This is a genomic window from Gilliamella sp. Pas-s95, from assembly GCF_009795795.1.
GTDB lineage: Bacteria > Pseudomonadota > Gammaproteobacteria > Enterobacterales > Orbaceae > Gilliamella > Gilliamella bombicola.
In genome coordinates this window covers 1-310 of record NZ_WTFC01000119.1, presented here as the reverse complement: position 1 = coordinate 310, position 310 = coordinate 1, and the positions used below count along the sequence as shown (strand labels likewise).

The following is a 310-nucleotide window of genomic DNA, read 5'->3' as shown; positions in this document are numbered from 1 at the left end:
TCACCGTTGCCCTTATACTACCATTCGTGACAACAGACCACGTCAACTGACTTGCATCCACGCCAACAATGTCCAAATCAAAATATGCCCCATCAGTACCCGTTGTAGGAAAATTTTGGTCATAAGATGATGAACTTATTGACTGAGTTAAAAAACCCTTTGTAGAAGACCATATGTTAGATGGGCCAGCATAGTCGATGTGGCCATAACGAAGATTCGGCCTTGCGTGACAAACAACAGGACCAGTAACACCATATGGATTGATATAATATGTCACCGTCTGACCATTAAAACTGGCTCTATTTGGAAC

1 protein-coding gene is annotated in these 310 nt (G+C 42.3%); it reads right to left on the bottom strand.

The annotated features are described in order from the left end of the window. The coding region (locus tag GQ598_RS10995; RefSeq protein WP_160404149.1) for a hypothetical protein at positions 1 to 310 on the bottom strand (310 nt) is incomplete at both ends.